The sequence below is a fragment of the Mesorhizobium sp. LHD-90 genome (genome assembly GCF_030929505.1).
Lineage (GTDB): Bacteria > Pseudomonadota > Alphaproteobacteria > Rhizobiales > Rhizobiaceae > Kumtagia.
Map to the genome: position 1 here is coordinate 81,907 of NZ_JAVFVV010000006.1, position 19,459 is coordinate 101,365.

Annotated in this window: 12 protein-coding genes; 7 read left to right on the plus strand and 5 right to left on the minus strand. The window is 61.8% G+C overall.

Features of this window, described 5'->3' with window-relative positions:
* Positions 1–15 precede the first annotated feature (15 nt).
* From RB623_RS09870 to RB623_RS09880, 3 genes are all read left to right on the plus strand, one after another.
* On the plus strand, positions 16–3,459 hold the full coding sequence (locus tag RB623_RS09870; protein ID WP_308056621.1) for a DEAD/DEAH box helicase family protein: 3,444 nt from the start codon (positions 16–18) through the stop codon (positions 3,457–3,459).
* A gap of 469 nt (positions 3,460–3,928) precedes the next feature.
* A complete protein-coding gene (locus tag RB623_RS09875; RefSeq protein ID WP_308056622.1) occupies positions 3,929–4,996 on the plus strand; it encodes a hypothetical protein in 1,068 nt (355 codons plus the stop codon).
* 230 nt (positions 4,997–5,226) lie between these two features.
* The gene (locus RB623_RS09880; RefSeq protein WP_308056623.1) at positions 5,227–6,231 is read left to right on the plus strand and encodes a hypothetical protein; all 1,005 of its coding nucleotides are present in this window, start codon (positions 5,227–5,229) and stop codon (positions 6,229–6,231) included.
* 1,320 nt (positions 6,232–7,551) lie between these two features.
* Here RB623_RS09880 and RB623_RS09885 read toward each other — a convergent pair.
* Positions 7,552–8,928 carry an ROK family transcriptional regulator gene (locus tag RB623_RS09885; RefSeq protein ID WP_308056624.1) on the minus strand — a complete coding sequence of 459 codons (1,377 nt, stop codon included), beginning with the start codon at positions 8,926–8,928 and terminating at the stop codon, positions 7,552–7,554.
* Between the two features lie 117 nt (positions 8,929–9,045).
* Between RB623_RS09885 and RB623_RS09890 the strand changes: the two genes are divergently transcribed.
* The 4 genes from RB623_RS09890 (at position 9,046) to RB623_RS09905 (ending at position 14,439) form a co-directional block, all read left to right on the plus strand.
* The gene (locus RB623_RS09890; protein WP_308056625.1) at positions 9,046–11,559 is read left to right on the plus strand and encodes an ATP-binding cassette domain-containing protein; all 2,514 of its coding nucleotides are present in this window, start codon (positions 9,046–9,048) and stop codon (positions 11,557–11,559) included.
* On the plus strand, positions 11,556–12,545 hold the full coding sequence (locus tag RB623_RS09895) for an ABC transporter permease (protein WP_308056626.1): 990 nt from the start codon (positions 11,556–11,558) through the stop codon (positions 12,543–12,545). Before RB623_RS09890 ends, RB623_RS09895 begins: the two co-directional genes overlap by 4 nt.
* Positions 12,546–12,591: 46 nt before the next feature.
* The gene (locus RB623_RS09900) at positions 12,592–13,593 is read left to right on the plus strand and encodes a rhamnose ABC transporter substrate-binding protein (RefSeq protein WP_308056627.1); all 1,002 of its coding nucleotides are present in this window, start codon (positions 12,592–12,594) and stop codon (positions 13,591–13,593) included.
* Between the two features lie 84 nt (positions 13,594–13,677).
* The gene (locus RB623_RS09905) at positions 13,678–14,439 is read left to right on the plus strand and encodes a glutamine amidotransferase (RefSeq protein WP_308056628.1); all 762 of its coding nucleotides are present in this window, start codon (positions 13,678–13,680) and stop codon (positions 14,437–14,439) included.
* Between the two features lie 440 nt (positions 14,440–14,879).
* Here RB623_RS09905 and RB623_RS09910 read toward each other — a convergent pair whose 3' ends face one another.
* The 4 genes from RB623_RS09910 to RB623_RS09925 form a co-directional block, all read right to left on the minus strand.
* On the minus strand, positions 14,880–16,823 hold the full coding sequence (locus tag RB623_RS09910; RefSeq protein ID WP_308056629.1) for a calcium-binding protein: 1,944 nt from the start codon (positions 16,821–16,823) through the stop codon (positions 14,880–14,882).
* 641 nt (positions 16,824–17,464) lie between these two features.
* On the minus strand, positions 17,465–17,803 hold the full coding sequence (locus RB623_RS09915) for a hypothetical protein (RefSeq protein ID WP_308056630.1): 339 nt from the start codon (positions 17,801–17,803) through the stop codon (positions 17,465–17,467).
* The gene (locus RB623_RS09920; RefSeq protein WP_308056631.1) at positions 17,793–17,960 is read right to left on the minus strand and encodes a hypothetical protein; all 168 of its coding nucleotides are present in this window, start codon (positions 17,958–17,960) and stop codon (positions 17,793–17,795) included. Before RB623_RS09920 ends, RB623_RS09915 begins: the two co-directional genes overlap by 11 nt.
* On the minus strand, positions 17,957–18,223 hold the full coding sequence (locus RB623_RS09925; protein ID WP_308056632.1) for a hypothetical protein: 267 nt from the start codon (positions 18,221–18,223) through the stop codon (positions 17,957–17,959). The genes RB623_RS09920 and RB623_RS09925 overlap by 4 nt, the downstream gene beginning before the upstream one ends.
* Between the last annotated feature and the right edge of the window lie 1,236 nt (positions 18,224–19,459).

Consider the following 19,459-nt stretch of genomic DNA (forward strand, 5'->3'; position numbering starts at 1 on the left):
AGGCCGGCCCCGCGTATGTCCAACTTCGCCTTCCTCGCCGCCGAGTTTCCGACCGTCCACGAGGCGGCGGTCGAGGCCGAGCGGCAGGCGGGCGTGTCGCCGACTGCGGCGGCGTTCTTCGCCGGCAAGACGGTCGAGCTAGCCGTCAAATGGGCGTTCCGCACCGATCCCGGCCTGAAACTGCCCTACCAGGACAACATCGCCGCGCTGCTGCACGAGCCGAGCTTTCGCCGCGCGGCCGGCGAGGCGGTATTCGCCAAGGCAAAACTGATCAACACGCTGCGCAACCGCGCCGTGCATGAGGAAAGGACGATCCGGCCGCAGGACGCCGCCGGCGCGGTCAAGGAGCTGTTCCACGTCTGCTTCTGGCTGGCGCGCACCTATGCGCGGCGCGACAAACCGGCGGAAGGGCTGGCCTTCGACGCCTCGGTGCTGGCGCGCCGCGACGAGACCTTGAAGAAGGCGTTTGCGCATCTGAAGGCGCAGCAGGCCGAACTCGACGCCAGGAACGGCGAGCTGACCAAGCTGCTCGCCGACAGGCAGAATCTCGACGAGGAACTGACGCGGCTGCGCGCCGAGGTGGCGGCGGCGCGGAAGGCCGCCGAGGCGACGCCGTCGACGCACGATTACAACGAGGCCGAGACCCGCGACCGTTACATCGATACCTACCTGCGCGAGGCCGGCTGGACGCTGGACCGGCTGGAGGATACGGAGTTCCGTGTCGAGGGCATGCCCAACAACGAGGGCGTCGGCTTCGTCGACTATGTGCTGTGGGGCGCCGACGGCAAGCCTCTCGGGCTGGTCGAGGCCAAGCGCACGCGCAAAGACGCACGGCAGGGCCAGCAGCAGGCAAAACTCTATGCCGACCGGCTGGAAGCCCGCTACGGCCAGCGGCCGGTCATTTTCTACTCGAACGGCTACGAGCACTGGATCTGGGACGATGTCCGCTATCCGCCGCGCCAGGTCGGCGGCTTCTACAAGCGCGACGAGTTGGAGCTGCTGATCCAGCGGCGCACCGGCCGCAAAAAACTCGCCGAGACGAAGCTGAACACGAAGATCGCCGGCGACAAGCGGCCCTATCAGCAGCGCGCCATCCGGGCGATCGCCAAAGCCTTCGAGGAGGAGGGCGAGCGCAAGGCGCTGCTTGTCATGGCGACCGGTTCCGGCAAGACGCGCACCGTCATCGCGCTGGTCGACCTTTTGATGCGCGCCGGCTGGGTGAAGCGCGTGCTGTTCCTCGCCGACCGCGTCGCGCTGGTGAACCAGGCGGCTGGCGCCTTCAAGGCGCATCTGCCGGATTCGGCGCCGGTCAATCTGGTGACCGAACGAACGAGCGAGGGGAGGGTGTTTCTGTCGACCTATCCGACGATGATGAACCTCATCGACGGAAGGCAGGAAGGCAAGGCAAAGTTCGGACCCGGCCATTTCGACCTCATCGTCATCGACGAGGCGCACCGTTCGGTCTACCGGCGGTTCCGCGCCATCTTCGACTATTTCGACAGTTTCCTCGTCGGGCTGACCGCGACGCCGAAGGACGAGATCGACAAGAACACCTATTCGCTGTTCGACCTCGAGGACGGCGTGCCGACCGACGCCTATTCACTCGAGCAGGCCGTGGCCGAGGGGCATCTCGTGCCCCCGGTGGCAATCTCGGTGCCGCTCAAAATCGTCCGCTCCGGCCTGCGCTACGACGACCTTTCCGAGGAGGAGAAAGACCAGTGGGACATGCTAGAATGGGGCGAGGAGGAGATCCCCGACAGCGTGGACGCCGCCGAGGTGAACAAGCGGCTGTTCAACACCGACACGGTCGACCAGGTGATCGCGCATCTGATGCAGAACGGGCTGAAGGTCGAGGGTGGCGACCGGCTCGGCAAGACGATCATCTTCGCCAAGAACCAGCAGCACGCACAATTTATCGCGGATCGCTTCAACGCGGCGTATCCGTCGCTCGCCGGCCATTTCGCGCGCGTCATCACCTATGAGAGCGGGCCTTACGCGCAGACGCTGATCGACGACTTTTCGAGGAAGAACAAGGCGCCGCACATCGCCATTTCCGTCGACATGCTCGACACCGGCATCGACGTGCCGGAGGTGCTCAACCTCGTCTTCTTCAAGCAGCTACGCTCCAAGACGAAGTTCTGGCAGATGATGGGCCGCGGCACGCGGCTCTGCCCCGACCTGTTCGGCCCTGGCCGGGACAAGGAATTCTTCCGCGTCTTCGACTACTGCCAGAACCTCGAATTCTTCGGCGCCAATCCGGAGATCAAGGAGGTGAGCGCGGCCAAGTCTCTTTCGGCACGGCTGTTCGCGGCAAGGGTCGATCTGGTTCGCGCCCTGGACGGCAAGCGCCAGAAGGGTTTTTCGGCGGGCGATCAGGCGCCCTATGACGGGCCTGGCGCACCGGAGACACCGCCGAGCGAGGAGGAGGTGGCCGCAAGCGCCTTGGCGGTGCTGCGTGAGACTGTTGCCGGCCTGAACCTCGACAACTTTATCGTGCGTCAGAAACGCCGCACTGTCGAAAAATACCAGGAGGATGAAGCCTGGACGTTGATCGACGAGGGGAAGCGCCAGGAGCTTGTCGATGACATCGCGCCGCTGCCTTCCTCCCGCGAGTTGGGAACCGAAGAGGCGAAGCGTTTTGACCTCCTGATGTTCCAGCTTGAGCTTGCGCTGCTGAAGGGCTCGAGGCGCTTCGACCAATTAAAGAAGCAGTTGCTGGAGATCGCCTCGGCGCTGGAGGACCAGACTGCGATCCCCGGCATTGCCGCTCGTGCCGCGCTGATCGAGGAGATCCAGACCGTCGAGTGGTGGGAGGGCGTGACCGTTCCGCTGCTCGAATTCGTCCGCCTGCGGCTGCGCGATCTGATCCAGCACATCGACAAGGGCAAGAAGGCGGTCGTCTATTCGAACTTCGCCGACGAAATCGGCATCGGCGAGGAAGTGGAGCTACCGCAAGTCGGCGAGGCGGATTTCGCGAGGTTCAAGGCGAAGGCCCGTCATTTCCTCACGGGTCTCGACGGCAACCTGGTGCTGGGCAAGGTCCGGCAAGGCAAGCCGCTGACTGCTTACGACCTGGCTGAACTCGAGCGTCTCGTGCGGGAGTCGGGCATTGCCGGGCCGGAGGACATCGCGCGCGCCAAGGAGACAAGCCACGGCTTCGGGCGCTTCGTGCGCTCGCTGGTGGGGCTCGACCGGACCGCGGTGGGCGAGGCCTTTGCGGGGTTCATCGCCCATGGTGGCGCCACCCACCAGCAGATCGAATTCATAGGCCTGGTTGTGGAGCACCTGACCGAGAAGGGCTTCATGGATCCTGCCATCCTCTACGAGCCGCCGTTCATCGACATAGCGCCGACCGGCCCCGATCACGTGTTCGACAACGGTCGGGTAGATGAGCTCTTCCGGCGCATCGAAGACTTCAATTCGAGCGCCGATGAAGCCGAGCGGATGGCACCTGCATAGGTGTAGAGAAGTTTCGATGCATCGGCAGCCGTCTCCGGTCAACCAAGCGGAGGCAGACCAACCTGTTGCGATGTCGCCACTGCGGGCTACCGTGCGTCAGCGATGCGCTCAGAATCGACACAAAAGCTCGCTGGTGCGGGTTGATGCCCAGACGGACGCTGAGTGCCAAATTAAGAACGTGCCTACCAGTGAGCTCCTCAGAGTCAAACTGGGCGCGGCCTCTGACGAACGCTCGGTGGGTTGAACGGGCCCTGTCGCGCGGCTAGGACGACAGCATGACCGGAAGTAGCAGCGGGTCGCTGGTGACCGCAATCCTCGAGACGCATAGAGCATGCCTTCAACCGATTCGGCCCGACCCAAGGTCTCACTAAGCGCCATGAAGTCGACCAATAGGTATCATCTCGAATTCCAGCCGGAGTTGGTCAGCAAGAGCCAGGCTCGTTTCGATGGACGATATACGCTCAAGCCTGTGATCGACCTGAAGGCGTATACGTGCCGCGCGGTGATCGACTGGCTCGAGTTGCGCGTGGTTCTGGACAGGTCCACTCAGGAGCGGTGGATCAACGATGAGATCAGGCACGCGACCGGCGACAGTCCATGGGTAGAGGACTTGGACGACCCGGCCGAAGGAACGAAATTCAGGATCCGCTTCCAGGAGCCGCTGCTCGGTGAGGTCAAGAAGGCTGTCGAGGCCATCGACCGGAAATGGAAGCTCCTCGAACCGCCGGAGTTCAGGGGCATGGAGATCAGCTTCGATGCCCGGCCGCGCGTGTATTCCGAGGAAGCTCTCGCCTGGATGTTCGGTGTCCTGGTCAGGACACATCTTCCCAGCCGCGACGTCATCACGGATCTCAACGATCGGCCGAGGTTCGCTTGGGGAAAGGCGAAGGAACAGACCGGCTACGTCCTTGCCTACAACAAAGTCGCGCCAAAACTGCGCGATGAGTTTCTGCTTCGGACCGACAAGGACCTCATGACGCCCTTCGACGCGACCTACTATGCCGGCGCCAAGGGGAGTTCATCGTCGCGGCGAACGATGGTGAAGGTCATTGACGAGCAGAACAAGGCGACCGGCGCGATGAAGATCCTGCCCGATGGTGAGCGCCGGGTGCGGCTGGAGGTGACCCTGCTCGAGTCGGAGCTTAGGAAGATCGGCATCACCAGCATCGACGATCTCGCAGCCTTCAGCTTCCAGAAATTCCAGGGCCTGTATTTCAAGTTCCTGCTGCCGACGTTCGAGCAGCCAGGTCGCCGGTCGACGCTGGCGCTGCAGGCGGTCACGAACGCGATCGAGCAAGACCGCCGGAAGAAGTTTCTCGTGACAGGCATCGTCGGTCTGGAGGCGATGGACGAGGTGAAACGTCGAGAGCGGGAAGCGATAAGGAAGCGTTCAAAGAAGAGCGTCAAGGCGTTGGAGGCAACCTCTCGCCGCGGCGCCGGACGATTCTCGACCATGGTTCAATACGAGGCGTTGACGCGTCAGGTCATTCACGCACTCCGTCATCTCGGTCTACGTCAGAGAAGGTCTGTGAGGTGAAGGGAACAGAGGCCCTGTGTGTAGATCAAGTTATTAGACGCAGATCGCGGCCGAATCGCGCCGTCCTTGCAGGCCAGCGTTCCCCCTCGAAGGCAGTCGTTGGAAGGACGCCGGAGTCCGTGGAGAAATGTTGTTGGGTCGTCTCACGGCGCGGTCGGGGCAGCTCGAGGCCAGGTCGCTCAGACGATCTCCAGCTCATCTAGTTGCCTTAACATGGTTTAGGAATGTAAATGGTATCGGTGCTGCAGGTTGTCGTATTCGTTTTCGCCTACGTCAGACGCGCCCCGCGTTCCAACAAGGATCTCGCGGCAGTATCGAGCGTGCGCGCCCAGCGAGCATCGATACTATTGGGACAGAAGCTGGGTGACATCGAGATAATCCACGAGCGGTATTCCTGGACGACCAATCGCCGCTCGCCATTTTGCGAGCGTCCCGAGTTCCACATGGCTATCCGCGAGGCCAAGAAGGCCGGCGCAGCTATAGCTGTGGCTGACATCGCCTCCCTGTTGGCGGAGGCGCCTGCGAACAAGATCCAGGACTGCGAGCACGCACTCAACAATTGCACAGTGGACATTTGGGACCAGCGTCTTCGCAGACGGTGGCAATCGGTCCCCGATGTTGCACGGACTGCCATCTTGGCTACAGCCGCACACACGCGGAACACGCGATCCAACCTAGTCAAACTGGGGCTGCTGAAGGCGGGCGAGGCGCGGAGCGTCAAGCACTCGAACTTCCGGAATGGGACTCAAGGCAATATCCAGCGCGCCGACAGGATGGCACTCCGATTGAAGGACGTTGTTCTCGCCGAGAACGCGAAACTGCCGCCAGGCTCGGCGCTGTCGCCATCTGCGTTGGCGAGATCGTTGAACGACCAAAATATCACCTCACCCCGCGGCGGTAGGTGGAGCCATAACACTGCGAAGGCACTGCTTGATCGCGTTCTTCTCCTGCAGCGGAGTTTGCCGCCGCCGGAGGACGTTCCGGAAGCATCCAGAGGGGGAGGGATGATCCCTCGTCAGCGTGCCGGCAGTGGACGCAGATCGTCTCGACGATTGCCGGCGCGCGACGCACATCGTCGTCCGCTACATCATGTCTTGGGACACGGTTCGCCTTTTTCTACGGTGACAGCAGCTTCCGGCACCAACTTGACCGTCCGGAAATTCACAGACGTGAAAACGGGCGCTCGGCTGAAAATGGCTTTTCCTGCAAGAACTTGTAAAGAAACCGCAAGATAGCGTAAAGCGCAGTCATGAAAATCCATGACAATGTCGGAAAATGTAAAGATCCAGGGCCGGCCACGGTATCATCGAGCAGCACAGGTTTGACCGGACCATCCGGAGCCCACATCTGCCGTTTCCAACCGCGGGGCGACCGGTGTCCAACCGGAGGATCTCGCTGGTTCTCTTTTCAGGCTATTTGGGGTTGCGCGTCAATCATTCTGTGTTTTCGTGGATCGGCTTGGCGTCGAAGGTGACGGTCGTGAACGTGTGAGAATCCTCGGTTTCGAGATTGGCCAGAACTCTGTAGCTGCGGGCGCCTCTTTGTGCGCTGGGATATGCTCTGTTTGACTCAGGGTTGCTCCAGGGCTGGAGTTGAGGGTGTTCGAGTCCAGGACGGCGGGTCGACGCCAAGACGCGCTGATGAGCTTCCCTGGCTACCAGAGCTTGCCGCAATGCGAGTGGTCGTGGAGGTGAGTTGACCAACTGCTTCAACCGAATGGTGGCCGACTCCCTGCACACTTCGACGGATCTCCTCGATCACAGCGCCGGCCTCGCCGTGGTTGCGGTGGCTCGTGCCCGCTTGAGCCGGGTGGAGCCTGAACGCGCTTCCCATCGAAAGTGGTGGTTTGGATCGAGGGAGCGAACCCCACAGGGGGCAGCGTGATCGACCAGGACGGCCGTTTTCTAGGACCTCCAGTCCTCGGCGGCTCCCGTTGCGTCTATCTCAGTCGGTTCCTCGATTTTGTCTTCGCCGGCCAGACCCACCTGGCTCGGTTCCCCGACCTGCCCTGCGGATTTCGTCGCTGGGTGACATTTTGCGGTGCTCGTCGTGAATTCGAGAGCACTCGGAGTTTTCCGATCCTATAGTAACAACTCGCACATGAATCCGTGCCAAAAGCCGCAAGCGGAAGGCGGGAGCTTACGCCGCCATAGCTTACCGGGAACAGCAATCCACAGGCCTCGGTTGCAGATGACGCGGGAACTCTGTGAAGGGGAGGATCATCTGTCGCCGTAGAGGTGGCGTGCTCTGCGTTCTTCCGAATTGTTCGACGCACCGAGCTTGTCGAGGAGGCGCCGATCGGTTCGATCGTCTTCAAAAATCGCGTTTGCTTCGATAGGAGCGGAGTTTCTCGGGCGCCATATGGCCAGACTAGTAAATCGGCCACGGCTGACAACGCCGGGCGATTGACCCTGCACTAGCGAAAGTTCCTGAGGCGGATGTGCCGAAGGCTCTAGTCGCTGTGATCAATCGAGCTTGCCACTTAAATGCAAGAATGAGCAATTCGCGTCGGATATGGCAGTTACGCCATGTGCCCCATTGCCTTTGTTGGCCGGTTAACCAGCCAGCGTCGAGAGGCTGCCCAGCAGCCTAGTTTTGTCCTTGCCGATCATCAGCACGCTGCTGTCGGGAGCCAGCAGTGCCGAGAACGACAGCATTGCCGCGCCGATAGGCGAGGCCTCGGCGCCGAATTGCCCCGACACGATTTCCGGCGCCACGATACCGATGGCGCTGATCCGGTTGAACTGGGTCTGCACCCTTGCCAGCAACTCGAGATGGATCGGCCGCGGCAGGATGCTGTCGAGAACGATCGCCTCGATGTCGATGACGGACGTGATGGCGATGATCGCCTCGACCAGCGCGTTCGCGCAATCGTCGATCCATTCGAACAGCGGCTCGCGCGCCCCCGGCGGAAGCGGGTCCAGTTCCCGCACGCGATTGATCTCGATTCCGCGAGACCTGAGATGATTGACCAGCACATATATGGAAGCGCGATGCAGCAGGCTTTGGTAGCGCGCCGGCTTGGCGGCCACCGAATCAAGGCTTGATGGCGAGACCGGCAAAGGGCCGAGCGCGGCGCTGTTACCGTGGGGCCCGGTATGGACCTTGCCCCCTTGCACTAGCCCGCCGCCGACGAAGGTATCGATCGAGATATGCATAAAGTCGCGGAACCGCGCGCCGGCCCCCTGGATGAGTTCCGCCAGCGCCGCCGAGGATGCATCGTTTTCTACAAACACCGGATTCTTCGGTCGCGTCGCGAAGAATGTCGTCAGGTCGATCGCTTCCCATCTTCGACCAAGGTCGTCGGGAAAGCCGAGTTCCTCGCTCCAGCCGCCCAGGAAATAAGGCGAAGCGATGCCGACGCCGACGATGCTGGCATCGCCAAGCCCGCCGATCAGCTTGCCGAAATTGGCGAGCGCCGTGTTACCGGCCTTGAGCACCAGATCAGGATCGGGAAAGCGGTATTCGTGCGACTCGCGGGCACGCACCTCGCCGGCAAAGTCGACCAGCACGGCTTCGAGGGCACGCCGGCCGATCTTGACGCCGACACTGTAGATTCGCTCAGGCGTAAGCCGATAGAGCGTGGATGGCGATCCGCGCTGTCCGAATCTTTTTCCCACTTGCTTTACGAATCCGGACGACTCCAGCCCGTCGACAATGGCGGCGACCGCTGCCGGCGTCAGGTTTGCCGCGCGCGCCAGATCGGACTTGGATGCCTCCTTCAGGCGGCGGATGGCATCGAGCACGAAGCGCTCGTTGTAGTGCCGAACCTTGACGGAGTTACTGCCCTTTCCGGTCAAGCTGACTTCTTCTCCATGACTATTGCCGCGCGGCCGCTTGGGTCGCCGACAGCATTGAAGCGGCTGCGATCGCGGAACTCCGGATGCGCCTTTACGTGAGGCGACAGTGCGCGCGGGGACGATAGGAGTCAATTTTCCGATTGTGGTTTCAGCCTATTTAATATAGCAATTTAAAAAAATAACAACTGTGGAGGAAAGGTGCTGGAGCTGGGCGCACATGTCGAAGCCGATGCCGCTGTGGAGAGGGACGTGGCTGCCCCCGTTGCCCTGGTTCATGCCACAAAGGCGTTCGGCGGCACGATTGCCCTCAAGGATGCGTCTTTCGAATTGCGCTCCGGCGAAGTGCTGGCGCTGCTTGGCGAGAATGGTGCTGGCAAGAGCACCTGCGTAAAACTGCTGGCCGGCGTCTATTCTCCCACCGACGGTCACGTCGAGGTCGACGGCAAGGCTGCGGCTTTCCATTCGCCGCATGACGCCCAGGCCGCCGGCATCTCGGTCATGCACCAGCATCCCGGCTTGTTTCCGGATCTTTCGGTTGCGGAAAACATCTATCTCGGCCATATGCCGCGCGACCGCTTTGGCGGGATCGACAACCGCGCCATGCTGGTCGGCGCGCGGAAAGTGCTAGCGACAGTCGGTCTCGACGTGCCTGCCGAAACGCGACTCGGAACGCTGCGCACCTCCGAACAGCAATTGGTCGAGATCGCCCGCGCGCTGTCGCTCGATGCGCGTGTGCTGATCATGGACGAGCCTACGGCCGCGCTGTCGCAGCGCGAGGTCGAGCGGCTTTTCACCGTCGTCGCCGATCTCAGGCTGCACGGCGTGGCGATGATGTTTGTCGGCCATCGCATGGATGAGATCTTCCGCATTGCCGACCGCATCGCGGTGCTGCGCGACGGTCGTCTCATCGGTGTGAAACCCAAGGCGGAACTCGGGCGCGCGGCAGCTATCAGCATGATGGTTGGCCGCGAAGTCACCGACCTTTATCCCGAACGCCGCCACGCGGTTGGCGCGCTTGTGCTGGAGGCCAGGGGCCTTTCGCGCGCCGGCGGCTTTTCGGATATCAACCTCAAGCTCCACGCTGGAGAGGTGCTCGGGCTTGGCGGCCTGGTCGGCAGCGGGCGGACCGAGATCGCGCGCGCCCTGTTTGGCATCGACCAGCCGGACGCCGGCGAAATCCTGATCGACGGCAGGCAGGTCACCTTCACATCGGCGCGCGATGCCATGGATGCGCGGATCGCCTATGTCTCGGAAGACCGCATGGGGCAGAGTCTGGTGATGGATTTCTCCATCCTCGACAATGCTGTGCTGCCCGTCCTCGACAAGGCTGCCCGGGCAGGCCTCTACGGCACGGACCGCGCGATCGATCTGGTTTCGGACTGGCTGAAGCGCATGAAGCTGCGCTTTTCCGGGTATGGGCAGCCGGTCAAGGAACTGTCCGGCGGCAACCAGCAGAAGGTGGTGTTGGCCAAATGGCTGCGCACCGAGCCGCGCGTCCTCATCCTCGACGAGCCGACGCAAGGCATCGATGTCGGCACCAAGGCGGAAGTGCATGCGATGATCGCCGACCTTGCCGCACAAGGCATGGCGATCATACTGATCTCCTCCGAGATGCCCGAGCTCATCGGTATGTGCGACCGCATCGTTGTTCTGCGCGAAGGCCACCGGACCGCCGAATTCGCGAGAGGCGAAGCGACCCAGGAAAAGGTGTTGGAAGCGGCCACCAAGACCGCCGAACACGCCGACCCGGCAGCGCGGGAGCAGCGCGCTGCTCGCGAGGAGAAGAAGGGACCGCTCGATGTCCTGAAGCGGCGGGAGTTCGGCCTGCTCGCCGCGATGCTGGCGGTCGCCATCCCTGTCACCATCATCAACCCGCGGATGGTGAGTGCAGCAAACCTGACCGCGGTGTCCATGGACGCTGCCCTGCTTGTCGTTGCCGCGCTGGCCCAGATGCTGGTGCTGATCACCCGCAACATCGACCTTTCGATCGCAGCGGTGATCGGCCTCTCGGCCTACATGGCGGCGAGCATGGTTCAGACTTATCCGGGGCTGGACATCGGGGTCGGCCTGGCGACCGCTTGTGCGGTCGGCGGTGTCGCCGGGCTGCTCAACGGCCTTGTCGTCACCGGGGGAAGGATTCCGGCAATCGTCGTTACGCTCGCCTCCATGTCGATCTTTCGCGGCTTCAACTCGATCTGGGCGGCCGGCGACCAGGTCAGCGCCGATGAGGTCACGCAAGCCTGGCTCGACATGACCGGCCTGAAGATAGTCGGCGTGCCGCTGATCGTTGTCATCGCTCTCGTCATTCTCTGTGCCGGCTACGTGCTGCTCTATCGCACGGCCGTCGGACGCGAACTGTTTGCCACGGGATCCAACCCGGACGGTGCGCGTCTCATCGGCATTCCCGTCGACCGGCGCATCCTCATGGCCTTTGGCATGGCCGGTCTGCTCGGCGGCCTGTGCGGCGCGCTCTGGGCTTCCCGCTACGCCACCATCGATGCCCGCGTCGCGCTCGGCTTCGAACTTACCGTGATCGCTTCGGCCGTGGTCGGCGGCGTCGCCATCCGCGGCGGTTCGGGCACGCTGCTGGGCATCGTGTTCGGTGCGCTGACGCTGTTGGTCATCCGCAACGGGCTCACCCTGGTCAGGGTCGATCCACTTTGGCTGCAGGGCGTCTACGGCGTGGTGATCCTGGTCGCCATCGGCATCGACACCCTCATCGTGCGACGCGCCGAGCAGGCGAGACTGGCGAGGGCGAGATGAGAAAATTCCTGCGCTCGATCGACTTCTGGGACCTGCTGCTGGCGACCTCTTGTTTGGCCATCTTTCTCTATGCGGCGATCTTCGTGCCGAATTTCGTCTCCGGATTCAATCTGTCGCAACTGGCGGCGAGCGCGTCGGAAAAGGCGTTGCTGATCCTGCCGATGACGCTGCTCATCATCACCCGCGAGATCGACCTGTCGATCGCCTCGGTGCTGGCACTGACGTCCGTGGTTTTCGGCCTGCTCGTCCAGGCCGGCGTGCCGACGCTGGCGGCAATACCGCTGACGCTTGTCGCTGGCGGCCTGCTCGGTGCCTTCAACGGTTACCTGGTCTCGGGCCTGGGGTTGCAGTCGCTGGTGGTGACGCTCGGCACCATGGCGCTCTATCGCGGTGTCGGCTACATCCTGCTCGGCACGGGTTCGGTCAACATCCTGCCGCCCGCGGTTGTCGATTTCGGCATCAACAACTTGCCGGGCACCCAGATACCCTGGACCATCGTGCCCTTCCTCGTGCTGGCGCCGATCTTCGCAGTGGTTCTTCAAAAGACGCCGACTGGCAAGCGCATCTATGCGCTGGGCGGCAGCCCCGAAGTGGCGCGCTATTCCGGGATCGACACGCGCCGGATGGTCCTGAAACTGTTCGTCGTCTCGGGCGTCGTCGCCGCTATCGCCGGCATTGTCTATACCGCGCGCCTCTCCAATGCCCGCGCCAACAATGCGCTCGGCATGGAGCTCGATGTCATCACCATCGTGCTGCTCGGCGGCGTCAGCGTCTTTGGTGGCAAGGGCCGCCTGACCGGCGTCATGCTGGCGCTGGTCCTGATCGCCATCATCCGCAACGTGCTGGCGCTCAACCAGATCGGCGGCGATGCCCAGGGCATGATCATCGGCATGCTGCTTATCGGCTCTCTGCTCGTCGGCAATTACTGGCGCTCCACACAGGAGCTGCTCAGCAGATCCCGCGCAATGCGCGAGACAAAGGGGTGATCTCGGGCCCCTTCCTTCAAGCCCGAATTTTCACGGAGGAGTCACAATGAAAGCGTTTAGATTAGCCCTGCTCGCATCCGCCGTTCTGCTTGCGCCAGCCTCGCTCGCCCTCAGCCAGGAGTGCGCCAAGGAACCCGTTACGGTCGGCTTCCTGCCGAAGCTCGACACGGACCCCTACTTCAAGGTGGCCTTTGGAGGCGCCGAAGAGGCAGCGAAGGAAATTGGCGGCACCGCTATCCAGGTCGCTCCGTCACAGGCGACGGCCGAGGCGCAGATCGAATTCATCAACAGCCTGGTGTCACAGAAGGTCGGGGTCATCGCGATTGCCGGCAACGACGCCAATGCCGTTGCGCCTGCGCTGAAGCGCGCCGTTCAGCAGGGCGTCAGGGTGATTTCGTATGACTCCGATGTGGCGGCCGACGCCCGCGCCGTGTTCGTGAACCAGGTGAAGGGCGACAGTCTCGCCGAAATGATGCTGGAAAGTGCGTTCAACCTGAGCGGCGGTGAAGGCGAATTCGCGATCCTGTCGTCAACGCCCACGGCGACCAACCAGAACGCCTGGATCGACTTCATGAAGGCGAAGATGGCGGCCGAGCCGAAATTTTCCAAGATGAAGCTGGTGCAGGTCGCATACGGCGAGGAAAGCGAACAGATCAACCAGCAACAGGCGCTGGCCCTGGTCCAGGCGTTTCCGGATCTCAAGGTGATCATCGTCCCGGCGGGCATTGGCCTTCCGGCGGCCGCGCGTGCGCTCGAGCAGGCGGGCATGATCGGCAAGGTCAAGCTGACCGGCCTCGCGCCGGCCACACTGATCTCGAAATACATCAAGGACGGCGCGGCGCAGGACATCTGGTGGAATGTCACAGATCTCGGCTATCTTGCCTATCACACAGCCCAAGCCGTCGCGCAGTGCAAGATCACCGGCAAGGAAGGTGAAAAGCTCACCGCAGGCAGACTCGGCGAATACACGATAGGCGCTGGCGGGGAATTGGTCCTCGGGCCGGCTAATATTGTTACCCCCGAAAATCTGGCCGAGTTCAAGTTCTGACCCGGCGGTTAGATCCGCAGTGGGGGCGCCAGATTGATTGGCGTCCCTGTTTCTCTTTGATCGATCGATTGGTGCGGGGTGACAATGGACGTGCTGCTTGCAGGTGAAACCTTTGCGGCGACGACTTCGGTCGCCATCGGTGGTGACGTTCTCACAAGTGCAACCACGATCAACGGCGCGACGGCATTCAGCGCCGCGATGGCCGCCGAAGGCATCGCAGTCACGCAGATCGGCGGTGAGCGCTGCGCGGTGGAGTTTCCCTACGACCTCGATGCGCTCGCTCAATATCAGGCGGTGGTCATTTCGGATGTCGGCGCACTGACATTGCTGGTCACGCCGGATGCCCGTGCCGGTCGCGTGGGCATCAACCGCCTCGATGTCCTGAAAGCCTACGTCGAAAGCGGTGGCGGGCTGATGCTGGCGGGCGGGTATATGGGCTTTCAGGGCATGTTCGGGACGGCGCGGTTCCACGACACAGCCGTCGAAGATGTGTTGCCCGTTCGCTGTTTGCCCTATTGCGACGGTATGGAGGTGCCACAAGGCCTGCAGCCTGCCATCGTGCAGTCGCCCCATCCGTTATTTGCCGGCATTGAGGGGCCTTGGCCGCCGATCCTCGGCATGAACAAGCTGGACTTCAGGAGCGACGGTTCTTCCGAGCTTCTCGCGACTTGCCACCATCGCGGGACTGACTGGCCGCTTCTTGCCGTTCGCAACCATGGCCGCGGCCGCACGGTTGCCTGGGCGACCGACATTGGCCCGCATTGGCTCTCGCAGGACTTTCTCGGATGGCCGCTTTACGGCAAGCTGATGGCGAATATCATCCGCTGGCTCGCCGGCAAAGAATAGGAAGGCTTGGGATTCGGGGCCAGATACCAGGCTCGACCAGTGCCTTTGCCTGGCGTTTCCGCGTGGCCGTTCGCCGAGCCGCGGCGTCGATGTGAATGTCCTGATGCAAGGGTCGATGTGCTGCTCACAAAGGTGCCCGGCCTATCGTCGGCACGCGACGTGACCGAGGAGTCGCCGTCCGCATCACCTCCTTGACAGGCTATCCGTTGATCCTCATGGAACTCAACTCACCCGGCTGCCGATCGACGCATACCGGGTGCTCGAAATCGTCAGCCTCCGCAACGAGTGCGCAAAAGCCTCGATTGCGGATGACGGGGAAACTCTGTGAGGGGGAGGGTCGGCCGTCGCAATAGAGGTGGCGTGACCTGCGTTCGACGTTGGTCGGCTACAACTCGCTGCGCTTCGACGAGGAGTTGCCGCCGGCACGTTAAACGGTGAGTTCAGATCACCACAAAATCCAATGCGGTAAGCACAGGAGCTCCGACAAGCGCGGCGAATTTGACGTTCCCGAAAGCGGCGCCCGAACCGTCGGCATCGTAGTAGAGATTGCCCGTGCCGGAGTTGTAGACGATCCTGTCGTCAGCGTCCTTCGGGCCGCCGGCGATGTCCTTGAATGCCGAGGCTGCTAACGCTCCAGCTGCAAGATCGGTGAAGAACGCGTTGTCGAGATGGATCGTGTCGGCGAACGCGCTGTAGTCGGTGATCGTGTCGACGTTGGTCGTGTCATCCAGTTCCGAATTGAAGATGAAGTTGTCGGCACCGGCGCCGCCGGTCAGCGTGTCGTTGCCGCGGTAACCCTTGATGTTGTCGTTGCCGCCGCCGCCGACCACCGTATTGATCGAATTGTCGGCGTTCAGAATGTCGTCGAAGCTCGAACCGGTCAGGTTCTCGACCGCCACGTAGCTGTCGCCCAGGGCGAAGCCGCTGTTGAGCGTCGGATTGGCCAGGCTTGCGGTCACGCCGGCGGTGGCCAGGGCATAGGAGGCGGTGTCCGTCCCGCTGCCGCCGTCGAGAAGATCGCCATGCTGGCCGCCATTGAGGATGTCGTTGCCGGCCCCGCCAAGAAGGTCGTCCTTGCCGCTGCCGCCCTGGATGTCGTCGTTGCCATTGTCGCCGTGGAGGATGTCGCCGCCGACAAGCTGCATCGGATTGCCGTTGATGGTGACGATGACCACATCCGATCCCTGCTCGCGGATGATGTCATTGCCTTCGCCGCCATGCACCGTGTCGGTGCCCGTCCCGGTATGGATGGTGTCGTTGCCGGCATCGCCGAAGACCTTGTCGGCGCCGGAACCGTCGGCGATCGTGTCATTATGGTCGCCGCCCCGCAGCGTATCGACGCCGTTGCCGCCTTCAATGATGTCGGCGCCCGAGCCGCCCTGGATGTCGTCGTTGCCGTCCTCGCCGCGCAGCGTGTCACCGCCGACGATGGGAAACAGGGTTCCGCCGACGCTGCGGTAGGTGACGTCCGAGCCGTCCTCGCGGATGACGTCGTTGCCGGTGCCGCCGCGAACCGTGTCAGTTCCCGTGCCGGTGCGCAGCGTATCGTTGCCGGCGTCTCCGAAGACGTCGTCACCGCCAGCCCCGTCGGTGATCGCATCATTGCCGTCTCCGCCGCGGATAAGGTCGTCGCCGGCATCGCCGCGCAGCACGTCGTCATCGTCGCCGCCGAGGATGTCGTCGGCGCCGTCGCCGCCATTGATGATGTCAGCTCCTTCGTCGCCGCGCAGCAGATCGTCGCCATCCCAGCCCGAGATGAGATCGGTCTCGCCTCGGCCATAGATCCAGTCGCGTTCGTTGCCGCCTTCGACAACCTCGAAAATGTCCCCGCCATAATAGTGCAGGACCTCGAAGTTCGAAGTGACCAGCCCGGAATTGGAACCGCCGGCAATCAGCGAGAATTGCGAGATCAGTTCGTCGCTGTTGTAGAGATAGAGCGTGTCGTGACCGTCCTCGCCATGCACGATGTCGCCGTTGTCGGCATTTTGCAGGTAGACCTTGTCGTCGCCCGTGCCGGCCCAGACGAGTTCGCCGTCGAGCGTGGCGGAGAGTTCGTCGAAGACATCGACCACCCATTCGCTGGTGCCGGTCCAGATCGTGTCATGGCCGGAGCCGCCTTCGAGATGATCGCGGCCGGCTCCGCCGTAGATCGTGTCGTTGCCGGAATCGCCGTAGAGCATGTCTCCGAAATCGAAGCTGCGCAGAAAGTCGTCACCCTGGTTTCCGTAGGCCTGGCCGGGTGAAAAGTAGTCGAAGTCGAGTTGGCCGCCTCCGCTGTCGTCGACGTGAACGATGTTGATCTGGTCGTTGCCTTGAAGCGCGTATACGACCTCGCCGCCATCCGCCACGTAGCCGTCGTTGCCCGTCGTCAAAGTGGTAGCCATGTCATTTTCCTCGCCAGCGGTTTCCGACGCATCGGGAGGTCAATGGCGTTGCACCGGCAGCTTCGGAAATCCGTTCTGCGTCGGGGCATTGCGAGGAGCGGAAAAAGGCCTGGACATCGTCCACCGGCCAATCACTAGGCCCCCCGCAGAAAAACCTCCTGCGTTCGGAGCCTGGGCCGGATGAACTGCCTCGCGCCATTTCAGCTTCAACGAGGCCCACGTGCTTCCAAGCGTGCCGATTGTCGCCTGCCCATGCAACGACAGGATGTCGCCCACCGAACTGCATGCAACGGATAATGCAACGAAAGGCTGTGGTCTGCCGAGCTAGCTAACGCAATCCGCCGGTCGCGACGGCAGCGGCCCCGCCGCCAGTCCAAGCTCCCGGCCCGCTGCCGGCGAAGCGTTTCCAGCATTTCGACAACTATGACGTGATCGGCTTCGACTCTGCGGCGCCGCTGCAATGTCGCACAATCGCCGACGCTCGGCGGCGGATATGGTGAAAGTGATGCCATCGCGCATCCCCCAGACTCACACGTCAGCAAGCCGCCGGGAATCCCCAACCGGACTCTTTTGTTCCGGTCAATCCGCTAGCTAGAACTGCCGGATCGGGCACTGGGGCGCGTGAAGCGCATCCCGACGGCTTACGATCGATCGGTCATCCGCCGACGAATCTCGTTCAGTTTCTTCTTCGGTGGCCAGGCGGTGAATATCTGCCGCCCGTCAGAGGCGACATAGATGCGTTCATGCACTCGCTCGATCTTGACGGAGTAGATCACCTTTCGAGGCGACAGCTTCATGATTGGTAGGGCGGCGCCATGCTTGATGTCACGCACCATGCTCGCGAACTCGCCGGCTGCCAGCACGATCCCGTAGCGCGCCAGCAGCTGCCGATGAAAATGCCAGTCGCGCTTGGGGATCGATTTGCCGATCCAGCGCTCGTCAAAGCCGCTCGGCCACAAACTGGAAAATTTATCCTTCATTTCGAAACATCTTCTGCAATTGCTGGACGCGATCGAGCGTCGGCTTCGGATCGGTGTCGCGCGACGCAAGGCGGATGAATTCGATCCAGCCGCGCTCGTTCTCCGTCAGATCGAACGGTTCCACGTAATAAGCATCAGGTTTCCGGTGGATCTTCATTTGCCGAACAGCGCCCTGATTGCACGCCGGGCCTTCGTGGTGAGCGTCGGATCGGAATGATCGGAAGCGTCCCGCAGCTCCTCGATCCAGGTGGCCTCATTGGCGGAGACGGCGATCCTGAAGATGTCCCTCACGACGACTGCCAGGGCATTGTCCTGCTGTTCCAGTGCCAGAATGAACAAGCGAGCCGGGTCACATTCCAAGGACTTGGCAAGGGCAGGGACGCGATCGAGCGGCAGCCTCGTGGCACCGGTCTTGATCATCGAGAACATGTTGGTCGACAGGAAGCCGGCCTCGTCTGCGATCTGTCTCTGTGACTTTCTCGCTTCAGTTCCAGGACACGCTTCTCCAGGAATCTGGTAAGATTGGTATTGGCGTAGGGTCGCCCTGCGATCCTGTTCATAAGTAGCTTATCCTATGGCATTTAGTTAATATATTATACTTCTAGATATAGCTAATAATGTCAGGCTATGTGTATTAATATCTAAAATCAGCAAATCAATGAGTTTAGATTCTAACGGATCTTGTCCATGTAACTCATGGAGTTTGATCTTATGAATTCATCCGCGCATTCTTCCGTCGGAACAGACGGCACTTGCAGCCTCCAAGTGTCATGAGCTTTTGGTGGAACTGACTGCCCTTGGCGGGGCATGTTCACCTTTTACTGCCGCATCTGATCGCGGCCGATCACGCCAACGCCGACGGCGTTGGCCGCATCCGGCGGACGACGAGGTGGCGGCATTATTCGTCTTTGATCGATTGCAGCTTGATCTCCACAGGCCGCGCATCCGGCTCCGGATATCAATCGGCATGATCGGCCTATTGGCTGAGCTGGCATCGGTGACTGGAACGGACCACCCCCGCTGTTCGAAACGATTGAGCACGTAATCTGGGATGAATCGGGTGCGCGAGGCGTCGGCGTGACGGTCGCCGCGGGACGCCTGGCCGCTCGTGTTGAAGCGTTGCGGTGTGATCAGGTGGAGCGAAGCAATACCAAGGGGATAGAGTCGTAATTCAAGACGAGAGGGGTTCAAAATCGTATCGTGACAGCAGATCGAAAGTCGGTCTCGATTCGCGTCGGCCCAGATACATTCCGTCTGGACTCACAGAACAATGCATTCTGCCTATCGACCTTCGATCTCAGATTGCTACAATCAGAGCGCGAGGTCGATCTGAATAGACCGATCCCGCGCCCTGGGGCGGGGGAGCATTCCGCCTTGGCTGTCTATCTGCAGGCCAGCCCCGCTGTTCCTTGGAGCAGCGGGGCCAGACAGTCCCTATTGGGGCGGGCAGCATGCCCTGCTTGGGAAAATAGCGTATACCAAGGAAGCCTCTCGAATTTGACTTCCGTCAACGTGGGCAGTGGCTGCTTCGTTCGCCAAAAGGCTCCAGCGCCACTTCATTCATGCCTGGCTTTGCTATCGAAAGCAGGTCCCTAAGCCTGAGTTCGCAACGGTCTCGTAGGGAGCCTGATGCTTCGCCTAAGAGGTGTTTCGCCA